The following is an 18,716-nucleotide window of genomic DNA, read 5'->3' on the forward strand; positions in this document are numbered from 1 at the left end:
TTCCTCCTTTATTTTTTACCAGCAGTTTCGATTTTTTTGGCAACCTCCTTCGTAATCAGCTCCTCATACTCCTTCACATCCAGCTTGATGAATTCAGTAGTGTACTCATTCCAAATCGCCTCAAACTGCCCCGGTGCAGACAGCACTAAACGTGGGAAATATTTGCGTTGCAGGTCGCCCTTCTTTTGCTGGAAGAGCTGCGCAGGTGAGCCTTGGGCAATCGGGATACTCCAAGCCGGATACCATGGGCGCTTGTCTGGGGCAGAAAACATTTGCGAGAAGGACTCTACACCATAGGCTTTTAGCAGCTTTTTATCTCCCTCCGTGTAGGACATACGCGCAACCTCAGGCTGCCGCCCCGGGCCAACCGAGTTACCATCAGGCAGGGAAGAACCGTTGCCATATCGCGGCCAATTGTATTCAAAATATTTGAACCCGAATGTCTCGCGGAACGCATCCTTACCAGTCTCAGTAATCTGCTTCTCAGTACGATAAAAGCGTCCCTTTTCATCTACCTCATAGGTCTCGCCCTTGATTCCCCAGTTGGATAACACCTGATTTTCATCTGTCAGCAGGTTGTCAAAAAATTGGATCATACGCACCGGGTCCTTGGCGCTAACCGTAATTCCAATGCCCCGGTTATTAATGAATGATGGAGGATCAAGATACTGATCCTTAATATTTTGATCGTACACAACGGGCAAAGCCACATATTCCAGATCGTCATTACCTGATTGCTTGGAAGCTTCCTGAAGATTACTCAACGCCTGCCCCGCCTGCCAGCGATAATCGAAGAAGCCAAGCACCTTGCCCGAAGTCAGCTTCGCCAAATATTGATCGTAATTGTCCACAAAGGACGATTTATCGAACAGGCTCTCTGTGTTGAGCTGATTCAGCTCTTTCAGATACCGTTTAGTGATGTCCTCATCTCCGTAATCCGTGGCCTGGTGCGATTGCATATCAATAATCGTGCCGCCATCGTTTGGATAGCCTGCCAGATGCATCGGCGCGTTCGTAAAAGCAAAAAATTTATCCTGCGTTGTTAACGCCAAGTATCCGGTCAATCCTTCGCCTGCATGCTTTTTCGCATAGTTGCGAATCAGAACCACATATTCGTCGAACGTTTTAATTTTTGGATATCCCGCTTCTTTCAACACCCTGCGTTGCACCCAAAAAGCTCCCTGCTCAATATTGGGCGCGGGCAAATAATCGCCTATCACCGCACTGAGCGGCAAAAAATAAATGTTCCCGTCCTCCGCCTTCATCAGGTTGTAATAAGGTCCGTATACGCGCTTGATATTCGGTCCATATCTGTCAATCAGGTCATTGAGGGGAATGAAAGCTCCGGCATCCAGCAGCTTATCAATCGTGCCCTCAGGTACAAGTGCGTCCGGGTAATCATTACTGGCAATGAACGTACCGATCTTCGTGTTGGCATCCCCCACCAAATGCTCCAGCTTCCAGTTTACCCCCGTCTGATCCTCCAATATTTTGCCGATCCGCGTCTCATTCGTGTTCATGTCCTTGCCCGAGTTAGCGTTAAAATACGTAAAGGTCACCTTTTCCTTGCTATCTCCCGGCGCAGGCTCCTTGCCCGAGCTTCCTGAGCAGGCAGCGATCATAGATGCCATCATGACCATAACTAGACTGATGATCCCGAACCTTTTGCTTGTCATGTCAGACTTCCCCTTTCAGCCTCTTTTGTCGGTTGTGTGTGAACATTGTACGGACATACCTCAAGCACTGGAAATTCCGCACACTCTAAATTGTAAGCACTTTCATTTTATAAAATGCCGTGAATTTCGTTCACCCACCAATCTAAAGGTGTTACTTAGGAAACTAAAGGAAGCAGGCCTCATTTCACATCTGCCGGAATCAAAATACGAATCTCTGTCCCCTCGCCGGGTGCGCTGCAAATATCAAGCTCAAAGCGGCTTCCGTAGTAAAGCTTCAGACGATAGATGACATTCTGCAGACCGATACGCTCGCCCATTTCCTCCTGTCTGTGCATGTAACCGTACAGCCGTTGTACCTGTTCCACAGACATGCCAACTCCATCATCTCGTACCGTTAGCATCAGCCGCTCCTCCCTGTGCTCAAAATGAATCTCGATGCGCCCCCCATGCTTCAGCGGCTCAATGCCATGAATGCTTGCATTTTCAACCAGCGTAAGCACAACCATTTTGGGAAGCAGATAGTCCAGGTCCTCGGGGCTCGCCTGCACTTCGTACTGTATCCGATCCCCAAATCGATATTGCTGGATTTCCAAAAAACAACGAATGAGTTCCAGTTCCTCCCGCAGCGTGACCCTGTCCTTGTTCCACACCAACGAATTGCGGAAAATTCGTGCCATGTTATGGATAATGCGGGCTGTCTCGTCTTCATGCTTCATCAGGCTTCGCATACGTATCGTCTCCAGCGCATTGAACAGAAAATGAGGGTTAATCTGGCTGTGAAGTGCATTCAACTGGGCATGCCTGCGTAGAATCTCCAAATTTTTTCGCTGAATATCCGCCACATAGACATCGTTAATCAGTCGCTTTATTTTCAGTGTCATCCGATTAAATTCACCTGTTAACTGCCCAATTTCATCTCGCGATTCTGTACCGGGGATCAGTTCAAAATGCTGATTTTTCACCTTTTTCATATGCTTCAGAATACGATGAATGCGCACGTTCAGCGAACGTGTAATCCAGATGATGATCAAGGTAGGCAGCAGCATATTCATGCAGGTTAACAGCAGCACAAAATTGCGGGATTTCTCCATTTCATACAGCACTTCATCGCCCGACACCGCAGTCACAATGCTCCAGCCATTGAGATTACTCGTCAGCACATAATTTGTCTTGAACTCTATAGTGTCCTTGGACTGCTGGAGGGTGCTATAGGCCACGACCTTATGATTGATATCAATCCTGGAATCGGTCGTATATTCGATTTCCCCCCGTTCGTTGAGCAGAAAGAGACTGCCCCGCAAATTCAGATTATGGAAAATCTCTTGAATGGACGACATTCGCAGCTCTATTTTCAGTATTTTCTCGCGGCCATTTTGGGAATAAAAATAGTTCATCCGCCGAATCAGGCTAAAGGGGTGCAGTTGTTCGCCCGTACCGTCGTCAGTACGTACAAATATAGGCTTGGACTGCCGTCCGGGCGGGATTTTGGCATACCAGGACAAGCTTTTAACCCGCTCATCTATAAAGCTGATTCCCCCGGAATCCAGTAGAGTCGGATTATCTGTGTAGATCGTCATTCCACCCACAGAATGGTATACAGGACTGTAAGTATTGTTTAACATACGACGTAAATAAGAATCATAGGCGGCAATATATTCAGCAGGATGGGGGTATGTTTGCTCCAATAGTTCGTTTAGCTGATGATCGGTATAAAAGATAGACGAGATCTCCATCGCATCTTCAAACTCACGGTAAAACTCAATTTTGATCTGCTCCAGCGCACGGGAAATATCCTGCATACGCTGTTCCTTCACATTTTGCGAGGTGACGTGGTAAAAAATCAGATTGGTCAGCACCACTGGCGCAAATACACAGAAAAAATACAGCAGCAGCATTTTATCCCGCAGGCGGACATGGTCAAGGGTTGAGCGCAGCATACTCATTCGCTGCCCCTTTGCGGCTCCACACGGGTATTCAGGCTACTGCGGTATTCGCTTGGCTTGGCCTGCACCAATTTCTCAAATTGGGTGACAAAATAATCCGGGCTACCAAAGCCCACACGCTCGGCAATTTCATAAATGCGCAAATCGGTCTGACGAAGCAACCGTTTAGCCTCCTGAACCCGCAATTGCAGCAGGAATTCGTTAAAGTACACCCCGTACGTTTTTCTGAACAATTGGCCCAGGTAGACCGGATTCATGTAAAAGCGGGCTGCTATACTTTTCAGGTTAATATTCTCTGCCGCATGCTGCTCAATGTAGGTGCGGATGTGCTGAATTCCTCCCTGTTGACGCTCCTTGCGCAACACCCCAATCATTCGACTGCTTTCCTCGGCAAAAGCTGTAAATAGCCGCTGTAATTCACCCAGCGACAGGTTCATATCCTGCCAGCCCATCATCGGTTCTAAGGACAGAAGCGAGCGTTCATCGCCCTGCATATTTTGAATGACCCGCACGATGCTGATTACGCATTGATGCAAGTTCATTTTCACACCCTCCGGGGCGTAATGTTGCTCACGAAAGCTGCAAAACAGATGATCTACGGTCGAATATAGCTCCTCCAACCGTATCTCCTCTATCTGCTCCGTCAAGCAATCCAGTACATCCTGATGGATCGTCCTATAGTGGAGCGTTGGCATTCCCTCCTCCTGATACAGGACAATGCCGCTGCGGTCATGAATGTATTTATGGAGCGCCGCTTCCTTGGCACGTTCATAGGACCGATGGATATCTTGCAATCGTTGAACAGGGCTTCCCACGTATATAAAGACCCGGTTCCCCATCTGATTTTTCAGTAACTCCAGCTCCTCCAATTCTCGTTGTAGCGCTTTCATAAAAGCGTCTGCCCTGGATTCAAAGCACTTCAAAAAGAAGTCCGGCACTATGATGCCAATCCGATTACGGTGCTCATGGACATAGAGAGGATACTTACCGTCAATCAAACGATAAAGTGCCTGCTCTACAAGCTCTCTGAATTGGAAAAGCGACAGCGGAACAGCGTTGCCATCGGGACGCCACGGATGTTGATCATTCAGCTCGACGAGCACATAGTACATATGTGCAGCTTCTCCAAGACGTAGCTGCTGTTCCCAAGCCGTCACCACGACGTCATCTTCCCCATTCATCATCAGTGTCTCCAACAGCTCACCTGTACGGCGACTCTGATAGAGCTGTGCATTCTGCTGCTCATGATGCAGCCTTTTACTCAGCCTGCGCAATGTAGCCGAAAAGTCCTTCTCATCAATCGGCTTGAGCATAAAATCGTGAACCCCGTAACGAAGTGCCTGCTGTGCATAAGCAAAATCGCTGTAGCCGCTCAAGATAATAAACGCAGGATGATCCGCCCCCCGTCCGAGTACACAACGGATCAGCTCCAATCCGTCCAGCACAGGCATACGAATATCGGTGATGACCAGATCAGGATGGACGCTGCCGATCAGTTCAAGTGCATCCTCACCGTTATCCGCCTCCCCAACGACCTCAAAGCCGCAGGCTTCCCAATCCATGAGTTGAAGCAGTCCTTTGCGAGTGAATATTTCATCATCCACTACAATGGCTCGATGCAGTTGCATAACCTACTTCCTCCTTTTGGTTTGTGCATCACTTTATTTTGGTTAACTATTCCAATTGTCTCTAGCAATATGGTAATGTGGAAACATCGGGAATTGGAAATTGCTGTTACACCTATCATATGACAAATGGGGCGGTGCAAAGCATGCGCATGGTATTTCGTTGGTTCGGTGAAGGAAACGATACGGTAACGCTGGAGCAAATCCGACAAATTCCGGGGGTAGAAGGGATCGTGTGGGCGCTACACGATATTCCAGCCGGAGAAGAATGGCCTTTGGAGCGTATTGTGGCATTTCGAGAGCAGGTTGTACAGGCGGGATTTCACAATGAGGTCGTTGAAAGTGTGAATGTGCATGAGGATATCAAGCTCGGACGATCGACGCGCGATCAGTATATCCGTAACTACATACGTACATTGGAAAAGCTCGGCCACAACGGCGTGAAGGTCGTCTGCTATAATTTTATGCCCATTTTTGACTGGCTGCGCACCGATTTGCAGAAGGAACTGGAGGACGGCTCGACGGCTCTCTTCTTCGAGAAGTCACGAATTGAAGATCTTGATCCGTTCGAACTGGTACGCCGAATTAACGAAAATAGCTCGTTAACCATGCCCGGTTGGGAACCGGAGCGACTGGAGCATCTGACGGCTTTGTTTGAAGCGTACACCCACGTCACGGAGGAAGACCTGTGGCGGAATCTGGCTTACTTTCTGGAGGCCGTTATTCCCGCTGCCGAACGCAGCGGCATTCGGATGGCTATTCACCCCGATGATCCGCCATGGTCTGTATTCGGACTGCCACGCATCATCACAAGCCAGGCTCATTTGCGCAGGCTGCTGGCGCTGTACGACAGTCCCGCGAACGGGATTACCCTATGCTCTGGCTCGCTGGGAGCCAACCCCAAAAATGAAATCGTTTCTATGATTTATGAGTTCAAGGATCGTATTCCGTTTGCCCATATCCGCAATGTGCGTGTTTCCGCTAACGGAGATTTTATCGAAACATCTCACCGAACTCAGGATGGAACCGTCGATATTGCGGGCATTGTCCAGGCGTATCACGATGTTGGCTTTACGGGCTACGCCAGACCGGACCATGGTCGCCATTTGTGGGGAGAACAATGCAGACCCGGATATGGACTGTATGACCGCGCACTTGGGATTATGTATTTATGGGGGCTGTGGGATGCATTGACATGTAACCAGGTCCGACACAATTCTCCTGTTTCCAGGACGGAAACCACGCTGACCGGATCAGTCCATACGAAGGAGTCGACCCTATGAGCACACTTTCTCTACACCCTTCACTGGCAGGCAAAACAGCAGTAGTTACAGGCGGTGCCGGAGTGCTATGCAGCGCGATGGCCCGCGAGCTGGCAAGGCAAGGCGTGAAGGTCGCTATTCTGAACCGAACGGAAGAAAAGGGCCTGCATGTAGTCCATGATATTCAGGCCGCAGGCGGAGAAGCGATGGCTGTGGCCTGTGACGTCACCGAAGCTGACAGCGTTCGGCGGGCCGAACAGGCGGTACGCAAGCAATTCGGCGCTTGTGATATTCTGGTCAACGGAGCCGGAGGGAATCATGCGAGCGCCAATACCACCCGCGAAACATTCCGGTTGGAGGACTTGACGCAGCCCGATATCACCACCTTCTTCGAGCTGAGCATACCCGGTTTTCGCCAGGTGCTGGACGTCAATTTTATCGGAACGCTCATTCCGACACAAATATTCGCACAGGGCATGACAGGACGTTCAGGAGCAGTCGTGCTGAACATTTCCTCTATGAGCGCTCCCAGCCCGATGACCAAAGTTCCGGCTTACAGCGCAGCCAAGGCTGCCATTAACAACTTCACACAATGGCTGGCTGTCCATCTGGCTGAAGCGGGTATTCGCGTCAACGCTATAGCACCGGGCTTTTTTCTCACAGAGCAAAACCGCAGTCTGCTAACCCGCGAGGACGGCTCCCTCACTGAACGTGCGGATAAAATCATCGCCCACACCCCCATGCGCCGCTTCGGCGTACCGGACGATCTGCTTGGCACCCTGCTGTGGCTCGTGGATGAACAGACATCCGGCTTTGTTACGGGCACAGTGATTCCGGTAGACGGCGGGTTTATGTCGTATTCCGGGGTATGAGCAGCACCCCAAAAGCCGCTTGAGCGCTTGAGCCAGGCGGCTATCGACACAGCTTTCCTTTCCTATCTTTTTCCCGATTACATAGACTCCGAGAATCGCTTGAAAACAACCTGCATCACACCTCCACAACACGATCGAATCCTTCAATACTCTAAATTTAAAAAATTCGATATTGACTATTTCTATCATTATTAAGTATATTGATAATGATAATCATTATCATTTTAGACGAATGATGATGCACATCAATGGATCCTAATGGATTTTTTTACTATACCAATATATTTTCAGGAGGGAACAAGATTGCTGAAGGTTTGGAAGAAAAAATGGATTGCAGGCTTTCTCATCGCCTTACTCGTAAGCAACACCCTGTTTGCCGCAGGATTAGGCTTCGCGGCGGCAGCTACAGATGAGAATAACGTTGTACCTACACTGGCTAGTACAGATCAGACAACCAGTGCAGTAGCAAACGCAGACCCTAGTGAACCTAGCTTTAAAGAAAAGCTAGAAAACGGGACCCTAAACAACAGCGGAATAGGCAAGAAATCCGTTGCAGAAGCAACCTATGAAGCATCAGAAGAAACCAACGTTACACAAGCCACCTACGAACCCTCAGGGAAAGTAACCGTGATTGTGGAATTACAAGGAGCTCCGCTCATTTCCAGTGCTTCCCCCAAAGCTTTCGGCAATCAGCTGAATGCTCTAAGAAGCAGCGAGCGCACCCTCACAACCCAGCATGAATCGGTAAAAAACCAGATTCGTGCACTCTCCATCAAAGACTCCTCTTCGTTAGGCGCTTTAGGCTTAAGTAAAGTCTTGGCCCCCAAACTAGAAGTCATTTACGATTATTACATGGTTATGAATGCGATTTCGGTAAAGGTAGACTACCAAGAGCTGAAAGAAATTCGAAAATTGCCTGGCGTGAAAAACGCATGGGTAGCCAACAAATATGAAAAAATCGTTCCTAAACAGTCTATGGAGACTTATATGGCCAATAGCTCCGCGATGATCGGTTCTCCTGAGGCTATTGCAGCAGGATATACAGGAAAAGGTACGACTGTAGCTGTCATCGACACCGGTCTGGATTGGAAGCATGAAGCATTTTCCACGCATATGCCTCCCGCATTGACCCTGAAACACACCCGCCAAAAGGTTAGCGACATTCTGAGCAGTGCCGATATGTCTGCAGGCAAAGTAAGCATAGATGATGTCTACATGGATGATAAAGTTCCTTTCGCCTATGACTACGCAGATAAAGACACCAATGTCATTCCTTCTGCCAGTTCTGATAACGCCCACGGTACCCATGTGGCAGGCACCATCGCCGCTAACGGCGATAAATTAAAAGGGATTGCTCCTGACGCCCAATTAATGATCATGAAGGTGTTCGATGATCTCAATGGATTCACCACGGATGCTGACATTATTGCCGCCTTGGATGATTCCGTTAAAATGGGCGCAGATGTCATCAATATGAGTCTTGGTTCCAATGCAGGCTTTTCCACAGCCGGGGAAGCAAGTAAGGATGACATGTACAGCAGGATTGCGAACGCTGGAATCAATCTTGTGGTAGCTGCTGGAAACAGTTACAGCGCCGCTTATCAAAACCAGTCCGGTTCCAACCTTCCCTATGCGAACGAGCCTGACAATTCAATTGTTTCTGCTCCTTCCACATACGATGCTGCTCTATCCGTAGCAAGTATGATTAATACCGCTACATCAGATGCCCCTTATATTCTGGCAGGGGATCGAAAGATTATATTCAACGACACCTCCACTGCCGCTGACCCCAAAATACAGGCACTAAACCGTACATATGATTATGTAGATGCCGGTTTTGGAACTGCGGAAGACATTAAAAAGGCGGGGGATTTAAAAGGTAAAATAGCCTTGATGTCCCGTGGCAACCAAATAGGCTTCCAGCAAAAGGTCGGCGCTGCGTATTCTGCTGGTGCCGTTGCTACCGTTATTTATGATAATGAATCAGGCAGAGCCAACATGGATATCAGCTCCTACTACATTCCAGCCGTATCCATTACCAAGGATGACGGACTGTATCTGTTGGAATTGGCAAATAAACAACTGACGCTGGATGAAAAATTCAAGACAGACGCACCCAATGCGGATGCATATAAAATGTCGGAATTTTCTTCATGGGGCGTTTCGCCGGACTTAAAACTGAAACCGGAAATCACTGCACCCGGTGAAAATATCTACTCTACCGTTCCCGGCAATAAATATGAAAATATGAGCGGTACGTCTATGGCATCTCCTCATATCGCCGGAGCCGAAGTCTTGGTGAAAGAGTATGTTACCAGCAAACTGAATATTTCAGACCCTATTGAACGAGAAAAGCTGGTACATACCCTGCTGATGAGCACTGCCCATCCAGCCAAGGACGAGGATCAGCAATATTATTCTCCCCGTAAGCAAGGCGCGGGCTTGGCCAATGTGAACGGAGCAGTCACTACCGGAGCCTATTTGACTGTACAGGGTAATGACAGACCCAAAGCTGAATTGGGCTACAACAAGGCAGGTGTCTACTCCTTTACCTTCGATATTCACAGCATCTCCGATCAGGCGTTGACCTATGACCTGAATACGGCCACTTTATCGGAGAAAATAGTGACGAAGGATGGCAAGAACCTCTTTTCACAGCACTCCACAGATTATGCTGGCAAAGGCATCCAAGTGCAATACAGCGGTGTAACGGACGGAAAAGTAACCGTACCTGCACGCGGCACAGCAACGGTTACCGTGAAAATTACGTTGTCGGATGCACTCAAAGCACAGTTCGATCAGGCTACTAAAAACGGAACCTTTATTGACGGGTTCGTTATGCTGAATGCGGAAAAAGGCGTGAACCTCTCCATGCCGTTCGTCGGCTTCTATGGAGATTGGGGACAACCTCGCATTTTCGATGGTACGGAATATGGCAAAGATGGATACTCTATTAAAGGCAGTTCCCCTTATAATTTGTACCCCGGTCAAGGGTATCTTCTGGGCCAAAACCAAGTAGCCATTGCGCTTGGTCAGGAGTGGGGTGTCATGCCGGAGAAATTCGCTATTTCGCCTATAAGTCTGGGCAATTCATACAGAATATTGGGAGTGGCAACAGGTCTTTTGCGTAATGCGGAAAGCCTGAAATATACCATTACAGACCGAGACGGGAATATTGTCAAGGAATTCGATTATTCGCAAGTGCCTAAATCGCTTTATTATGTAAGCTCCGGTGTCGTTAGCTGGGCGGAGGCTCTTCTGAACGATAAGCCTTCCTTTGACGGACTGGATCAAAATAATAACGAAGTACCGGAAGGAATATATGCCTTTAAGGTTACCGGGGTAGTCGCAGGTACAAACGGGCAGGGAACCGATTCCTGGACCTTTGATTTTGCCTATGACAAAACAGGCCCTACCTTAGCCGATTACAGCATTTATAAGGAAAACGGTAAGACGTTCTTAAAAATGATTATCAAGGATAACCACTATACCAGCGGATTACAATTAGCCACAGAAAATGGTGGTGCCCTGTCCAATCTGGTGGCTATCAAGGATGCCGATGAAAAGCTGGCGGACGGAACATCCGTCAATACGGTGACCATGGATATCACCGATCTGAAGGATAAGCTGACGAATAATGGCCTTCCTACCGACAAGATCCAAGTAGACATGTTTGACTATGCATTCAACAGCAGTAGCGCAAGTATTGTTCTTGAACCGATTGGAACGGAGGGCATCACGCTGGATAAGGAAGCCCTATCCTTAGTCGTCGGTACAACCGAGGATCTGACAGCGAATATTACGCCAGTTAACGCTACGTACAAAACGGTTACCTGGGCAAGCTCTGATCCGGCCATAACCACTGTAGATACAGAGGGAGCCGTTACAGGCGTAAGTGCGGGAACGGCCAGGATTACCGCCACAACTAATGGAAAGTCCGCTTCCAGCCAGGTTACGGTCACACCGATCGGAGGCCAGGGAATTGTGCTGAACCGGGCTGCGTTGAAGCTGACCGTTGGCTCGAACAAGCCCTTGAAAGCCACAACCAATCCCGAAGTGGTTTCTGGTCCGATCACCTGGACCAGCTCCAATGAGTCCGTTGCCAGTGTGGATCAGAATGGAATGGTGAAGGCAAAAGCGGCCGGAACGGCAACCATTACAGCAACAGCCTCGGGGAAATCCGCCACCAGCCGAATCATGGTAGAGGGAGCCTCCAGCTCCGAATTCACTATCGTGAGTGGAGTTTTGACGAGCTATAACGGCTCTGGCGGCCACATTGTCATTCCAGATCATGTGACGGAAATCGGCGAAGAAGCCTTTGCCTACCGTGAAGATATTTTGTCCGTGAAGATTCCGGACTCGGTGAAAAAAATCGGCAGGGCGGCATTTGCCTATAACAAGGAGCTTAAAGTTGTCACCTTATCGGAGGGACTGGAAGTGATCGGGGAAAGCAGCTTTTCCGATCTCGCCAAACTTGAACAAATTACGCTGCCAAGCACGGTGAAGGAAATCGGCGATAATGCCTTTGCCCGTGACACAGCTCTGAAAGCGATGCATCTGCCGGATGGTTTAACCCGAATTAATCAGGGCGCCTTCCGGGAAACCAGTAATCTCGTTTCCATTAATATTCCGGACAATGTAACGGAAATTGGCGACCATGCATTTTTCCTTACGACAAGCTTGAAAGAAATTAAGCTACCAAGCCATCTGACCTCGATTGGCCGTGCAGCCTTCTCTTCCTCGGCGATCAGATCCGTCGAAATACCGGACTCCGTCACTTCCATCGGGGACGAAGCCTTCTGGGGAAGTCGTATCGCTTCCGTCAAATTGGGCAGCGGGCTACTCACCATTGGGCAAAGGGGCTTTGCGGAAACGCTGATCTCTTCTGTTGTCATTCCGGACAGTGTAACCACCTTGGGCTACGCCGCATTTGCCGAAAATGCGAAGCTGGCCAATGTTTCCATCGGGAAGGGCGTAACCCAAATGGGACAGCAGGCATTTGACAGCACGGGAAACTCAAGCCTAAAAAATATCGAAGTGTCTGTGGGCAATACAGCCTTCTCAAGTCAGGACGGGGTGCTTTTCAACAAGGACAAAACGACCTTGGTCCGCTATCCCGCCGGACACAGCCGAGATGCCTATACGATTCCTGACACCGTGACCAAAATTGAAGACTTTGCCTTTCATGTTGCAGCCAATTTGAGCTCCATCACGCTTACGGATGGCCTGCAAAGCATTGGAAATCAGGCCTTTGATTCCAGCGTCAGCTTGCTTTCCCTGACGATTCCCGACAGCGTCAAAACGATCGGGAAAGCGGCATTTACCCACTCCGACAAGCTGGAAAAAGTGAATTTGGGAGATGGGGTAGAAGAGCTGGGTGCGTATGCATTCGCTTATAACTTCAAGCTGACCAGTATCGATCTTGGCAAGGGAGTCAAAAAAATTGGCGACTATGCCTTCCAATATAACAGCAGTCTGGTGGAAATCACCTTCCCGGATCAAGTGCAGTCTCTGGGCAGCAATGTACTGGGCAACTCCGAGCGGCTGTCCATTGTGAATATTGGAAAAGGCGTGACCTCCATCGGCGGTAATCCTTTTGCCAGCTCACTGATGATCAAGAGTGTCAATGTTGCGCAAGATAATGATTTTTATGCCAGTGAAGATGGTGTGCTGCTGGATAAAGCCAAAACCAATTTGATTTTATACCCTGCGGCTAAGCCGGATGCTTCTTATCAAATTCCGGCGACCGTAAAGGAAATCAGTAATTATGCTTTCCAAAGGGCACAGTTCCTTACAGACATCCAATTTCCTGAGGGATTGCTGACCATTGGTACTTCTGCCTTTAGCAGAACCAGCAATCTGAAATCTGTTAAACTGCCTGACAGCTTGACGGAAATCGGAAGCTTTGCTTTTTCCGATACAGGCATCGAATCACTTGTGTTGGGAAGCAACCTAACGAAAATTAACGACTGGGCTTTCGCTTTCTCCAATCATTTGAAGTCAGTCGCCATTTTGGACAGTAATACTACACTCGGAGGCTTTGCCTTTGTCGGCTCCCCCAACCTCAGAGTGGTGATTTTGGGCGAAGGCGTGTCCAACATCGGCTGGGGAGCGTTTAATGATACGACAGATCTTACCCTTTACGGTTGGCAGGGTTCTGCGGCAGAAGAGTACGCCGGAAGCAACTCCATTCCATTTAAGGTGTATACGCCATTATCCGTACATTTAAAAGCCAATCATGAAGCTTCAGAAGGCACCATTGCTTTGAGTGCTGAGGCTACTGGGGGGATCGGGAACAAATCGTACTCCTTCCGGGCGTGGAATGAAAGTACACAGCAGACTGTAACGCTCGACACTTATTCTGCAGGCAATGCCTACCAGTGGCCGACTCCACAGGCCGGCAAGTATATCGTTTATGCAGATGCGAAGGATGAAACCGGAGTAAGCAAAACCGGTACCCGGCAAATAGAGGTGCTGGCGTCGGGTGAAGTGATTATTTCGGCCATTCCGACCACGATCAGTCCAACAACCCACAACTTTGACCTTGACCATCCAATGGATGTGACCACGGAAATTACCTGGAACGAAGCCCATAGCGTCACACAAGCGGTCTATGGAGTGAACCAAGGTCCTAGCCGAAGTGTCACAGAAGCTGTTTATGACAGGGACGCTCTGATCCAAGGTCATGATTATACCGTTAACGGAAATACTCTGACGCTGAAAAAAGGCTTCCTTTCCGGCTTAAATCTGAAAGAAGGCGACACCGTCAGTGTTGAGTTGCTCTTTGACTTTGGAGACAAAGCGGTATTGACCATTCGGGCCATCCAAAATCCTGTGGAGGTAGATGCAAGCATTAGCCCGAAAACAGCCAGCTTTGACAAAAAAGCGAGCAATCAGGCAGATGTAGAAACGACCATCACCTGGAACAGTGCATCGTCTATTACAGATATCAAGCTGGAAGGGGCATCCATTGGAGAAGCGGCTTACACCGTAAACCAGGATGTGCTCACGATTAAGAAAGAGTATCTGGCAACACAGCCGAAGGGCAACCTTCCGTTGGAAGTACAATTCGATAAGGGCAACGATGCTATATTGATGATTAACATTTCTGACACAAGCAGCAACAAAGATGACGACGACAGCACGGATACGGATTCTAGCCCTGATACTAGCACAGGCAGTGGTACTGCTATTAGCGGTGCTGGTAGCAGTTCCAGCGGCAGCTCCACAACCGGGACACCGAGCACAGCCTCGTCTGTCCGCGTGTTGGATGCCAAGGGTAATGCCATTGAATCATTTAGTACCAAGCTGAACACCAGCACAGGTGTAGCTACGATAACGATGGATTCTGACTTCCTGAACAACGCCTTCGCCACATCCCAAGCGGATGGCAAAGGAATGAAAACTGTAGAGGTCACCGTGGAATCCAATCAAGCGAAATCCTATGAGCTGACACTGCCAGCAAGCTTTGTAACCGCAGCGGATGCTTCCCGTGCCATTAAAATCAAAACGGGTATCGCGGTTGTAACCCTGCCAGGTAACATGCTTGGAACGGCTGGAGCAGCAGGTGCACAAAACATCACGCTCGAATTAAGCTCCGGCAGCAAAAACAAGCTGGATGCACAAGCGAAGTCCGACATGGGTACTCGCCCTGTCGTTGAACTGAACCTGAAAGCAAACGGCAAGCTATTGCCTTGGAGTAACAACAATGCAGCTGTAACTGTAGCTATTCCTTATACACCTACAGCAGCCGAGCTGAAAAATCCAGAGCATATAGTCATCCAATATGTAGATGCAGCAGGTCATGCAACTCCGGTGACTTCAGGAAAATATGATGCGGTAACTGGACAAGTCAGCTTTACCACTCATCATTTTAGCCAATTCGCTGTAGCCTATGTCGAAAAATCCTTCCAGGATTTGAGTCAATATGCTTGGGCCAAGAAACAAATTGAGGTACTGTCTTCCAAGGGAGTCATCAATGGAACAACAGATACTAAATTCTCCCCTGCGGCCAAGATCACGCGGGCGGAATATCTGACACTATTGGTGAAAACACTGGGATTAAGCACAAGCTTCGATAGCAACTTTGCCGATGTTAAGCAAGGAAGCTATTACTACGAAGCAGCAGGCATAGCCAAAAAACTGGGTATCGCAGGCGGCTCCGGTGACAACAAATTTAATCCCAATGCACCTATATCCAGACAGGATATGATGGTCTTGACGGACAAAGCCCTGCAAAAAGCAAATAAACTGGCGATTACATCTTCGACGGCTGCACTCGAATCCTTCAGTGATCGGGCAGACATCGCCAATTATGCTGCTGCAAGCTTGGCTGCGCTGGTGCAGGAAGGTCTCATTACAGGATCAGACGGCAAAATAGCTCCGAAAGCACCAACTACTCGTGCCGAGGCTGCCGTATTCCTGTACAGAATCTATAACCAAAATTAAAATCTTCAAAAATAAATTTAGTCTGACATAGCAGCACATTCACAAAAGGAGACGAATCCCTGATTGGGGTTTCGTCTCCTTTATTCCTATTTGCCCAAAAAAGCTTCATTATTCTCCTATTCGGGACTTCAGACTATCGCTCAGCGATTATACTGACCGCTTGCAGATGGTCGGCGTGCTTTACAAATTGTTTGCGCATACCCATAACTCTAGCTCGGGCAGCGCGGTTTCGCATAAGGTTAAAGGCAATTTTGCCAAATCTCAACCAGCCCTCATCCTGAATGATACGTGGCAGATGCAGTAAGTGCATGGGAACCGTATAGATTTTAACAACCTTAAAGCCTTCCTCTTTCAGCAGCTGTTCCCATTCCAGTACCGTCAACGGTGTCGCATTAACTCTCATGGCTACAGCTAAATCCTTGTAAATCTGCTTTCTGATCTCAGGCTCAATATCATTTGAAGCTAAGCACATCTCATGAATAGCATACTTCCCGCCCGGTTTCAGAAGTCGTTTGGCTTCCGAAATAATCTGTGCTTTCTTGACCCTTGTCTGCATAGTCAGCATAGCTTCCCCATATACCACCGTCGCAGAGGCATCCGGCAACGGAACCTGTTCAGCATCGGCAATAATCACTTCCCGGTTTGCTCCACTTACATACGTTTTCACGATAGAAGCCGCCTTCTCATTCTGTTCAATCGCAATATAACGGCGGGGATTCAGTTGCAGTGTCATTTGGGCAGTTATGCCCAATCCGGGAGCAAACTCAATAACCTCATCTTTCCCGGTTACGTCAAGCCCTTCTATCATCCAGCGTGTCGTTTTCAACCCTCCGGGCCTGAGCACGCGCTTACCGAGACTTGCCAATATCCAGTGCCCTGGCACCTGTGTGTAATCTACTGTCTGCATCGGCCACAAACACCTCTTTCAATAATTTGATAATGATATTCATTATCAATATATGCGTAAAAAAATTTAACACTTTTTATTTTTATAATTTATATAGCTACGGTGATGTACCCTCTTTATATATTTTGCGCATAGCTTTCACTTGGCGTTTTGGTCAACACCACATGCAGGCTGGAATTCGCCTCCGCACCACCGCGATAGGAAAAGCGCTCATCTCCTGTAACATGGATCATATCCCCTTGGACAACTTCCGTTTCTTCACCATTCACAGTTACAGTACCGGTACCTTCAAGAACAAGCAAATATACATTCGCTTCTGGATGATTATGTGTTGGCAGCTCAGCATTAGGAGTAAAGTTGAGAATAAAAATTACATTGTCGGCTTCCTTATGCACAATTCGTTTTGTAAACGCAGCTTCTTTATATTCCTGAAACTGAATGAGGTTTGATTTCTTCATGTAGGTTCACTCTCCTGTTTGAAATTGATTTGCCTATGATGGATTGGATACCTGGCATGTTCTCAGGTTTCAATCTATATGGTCTTATTGTATTTGATTATTACGCTCGCCTTGTGATTGCAATCACAAATATAAATTTAAGTAAAAAATACTTTTAAATATTCAAAAATTTGATTTCAATCCTCTTTTCCATCGACACATCCAACTAGAATCGAATGGTGTTAGACAAACAAAAACAAGCAGGAGGTTGTTCCTATGAAGCCCGGATTTCAACTGGCAAAGGATATTTATTGGGTAGGAAAAATTGATAATCGCGAGGTTCCCTTTCATCGTCTTCTACTATCTAAGGGTACAACCTATAATGCATATCTATTGAAAACTGGAAAACCAACCATTGTGGATACCGTGGATATGGCGTTTGGCAGGGAATTTGCCGAAGCTGTAACCGAATTGATTGATCCGCTGGACATTCAATATATTATCGTCAATCACACGGAACCAGATCATTCGGGCGGATTGGCAGCACTTGCTTCCAAAGCAACGAACGCTACGATTGTCTGCACTGAGATTGCTGTTCCGGAAATTCAACAAATGTACAAGCTTCAGCATCGCAACTTCCTGGTGATCAAGGACGGGGATCAACTGGATATTGGAGGCAAGACGCTGCTGTTCAAGGAAACACCTTACCTCCATACGGAAGAAACCATGATTACGTACTGCATAGAAGATAAAATCTTGTTCCCTTGTGATATTTTCAGTACACACGTGGCTGTAGAGCATCTATTTGCCGATGAGGCGGGTTTTGATATTACCGAGGACTTTATCGGATACTATCAGGCTATTATTCATCCGCATCGCAGATATGTGCGTACATTAATCGAAGCTGTTTCTGACCTGGATATTGAGATGATTGCTCCTTCCCACGGCTTCGCGATCCGACATGACATTGCCAAGTTTATTGATTTGTACGCCTCTATGAGTACCGAAACTAAGGATGATAAAAAAGTAGCGATTGTCTATGCCACTTTAAAAAATAATACTAAAAAAATGGCAAACATCCTGAAAGACTGCTTTTTGGAAAACCAAATCAGGGTGGAGCTATGGGATGTAGATAAGGCGGATGAAACGGAGATATTGAATAGTATTGCCTCAGCGGATGCTGTTTTCGTCGGTAGCTCTACCAAATATGCGGACATGACGGGCAAGCTGGAAGACCTGCTGCAAAAAATGCAAAAGATGAATCTGGAAGGTAAGCTTGCCGCTGCCTTTGGTTCCTACGGCTGGAGCGGGGAAGCCATTGAAGTCGTACAGGATTACTTAATCGGTACCAATATGAAGGTCCAAAGCACTTCTGATGTCATCAAGTCGACTGGTATGACGCATGTGGAATTCCCGGTACGCATTCGCTTCTCTCCTACAGAAGATGAAAAAGTAAAGAAAATTAAAAATGCCGCTGAATTTGTCTCAGATTTACTGCTTAGCGTCATTTGAACAAAGGCAGCGTATAGCGAAATAGGAGAGATGC

The 18,716-nt window shown here is 47.8% G+C and carries 9 protein-coding genes; 4 read left to right on the top strand and 5 right to left on the bottom strand.

Annotated elements, in window-relative coordinates:
- Positions 1-8: 8 nt before the first annotated feature.
- The 3 genes from ABIA61_RS15455 to ABIA61_RS15465 form a co-directional block, all read right to left on the bottom strand.
- Complete coding sequence (locus ABIA61_RS15455; RefSeq protein ID WP_404520461.1) at positions 9-1,676, bottom strand: ABC transporter substrate-binding protein; 1,668 nt, start codon at positions 1,674-1,676, stop codon at positions 9-11.
- Positions 1,677-1,855: 179 nt separating this feature from the next.
- Complete coding sequence (locus ABIA61_RS15460) at positions 1,856-3,619, bottom strand: sensor histidine kinase (protein WP_283653779.1); 1,764 nt, start codon at positions 3,617-3,619, stop codon at positions 1,856-1,858.
- Positions 3,616-5,247 (bottom strand): response regulator, encoded by a 1,632-nt coding sequence (locus ABIA61_RS15465; RefSeq protein WP_404580969.1) that lies wholly within the window; start codon positions 5,245-5,247, stop codon positions 3,616-3,618. Before ABIA61_RS15465 ends, ABIA61_RS15460 begins: the two co-directional genes overlap by 4 nt.
- 143 nt (positions 5,248-5,390) lie before the next feature.
- On the opposite strand from ABIA61_RS15465, the gene uxuA reads away from it, so the two are divergent.
- The 3 genes from uxuA to ABIA61_RS15480 all read left to right on the top strand — a co-directional run bounded on the left by uxuA (position 5,391) and on the right by ABIA61_RS15480 (position 15,826).
- Positions 5,391-6,527: a mannonate dehydratase gene (uxuA, locus tag ABIA61_RS15470; protein WP_404581043.1), complete on the top strand. Its 1,137-nt coding sequence runs from the start codon at positions 5,391-5,393 to the stop codon at positions 6,525-6,527.
- Positions 6,524-7,378, top strand: coding sequence for an SDR family oxidoreductase (locus ABIA61_RS15475; protein WP_283653782.1), 855 nt, complete (start codon positions 6,524-6,526; stop codon positions 7,376-7,378). Before uxuA ends, ABIA61_RS15475 begins: the two co-directional genes overlap by 4 nt.
- 303 nt (positions 7,379-7,681) lie before the next feature.
- A complete protein-coding gene (locus tag ABIA61_RS15480; protein WP_404580970.1) occupies positions 7,682-15,826 on the top strand; it encodes a leucine-rich repeat protein in 8,145 nt (2,714 codons plus the stop codon).
- A gap of 133 nt (positions 15,827-15,959) precedes the next feature.
- Here ABIA61_RS15480 and ABIA61_RS15485 read toward each other — a convergent pair whose 3' ends face one another.
- Positions 15,960-16,733 carry a class I SAM-dependent methyltransferase gene (locus ABIA61_RS15485; protein WP_404580971.1) on the bottom strand — a complete coding sequence of 258 codons (774 nt, stop codon included), beginning with the start codon at positions 16,731-16,733 and terminating at the stop codon, positions 15,960-15,962.
- A gap of 116 nt (positions 16,734-16,849) precedes the next feature.
- A complete protein-coding gene (locus ABIA61_RS15490; RefSeq protein ID WP_404580972.1) occupies positions 16,850-17,191 on the bottom strand; it encodes a cupin domain-containing protein in 342 nt (113 codons plus the stop codon).
- 255 nt (positions 17,192-17,446) lie between these two features.
- On the opposite strand from ABIA61_RS15490, the gene ABIA61_RS15495 reads away from it, so the two are divergent.
- Entirely contained in the window at positions 17,447-18,682 is a 1,236-nt protein-coding gene (locus tag ABIA61_RS15495) for an FprA family A-type flavoprotein (RefSeq protein ID WP_283653787.1), read from the top strand.
- Positions 18,683-18,716 lie beyond the last annotated feature (34 nt).

It is taken from the genome of Paenibacillus sp. RC21 (assembly GCF_044907935.1).
GTDB classification, from domain to species: domain Bacteria; phylum Bacillota; class Bacilli; order Paenibacillales; family Paenibacillaceae; genus Paenibacillus; species Paenibacillus terrae_A.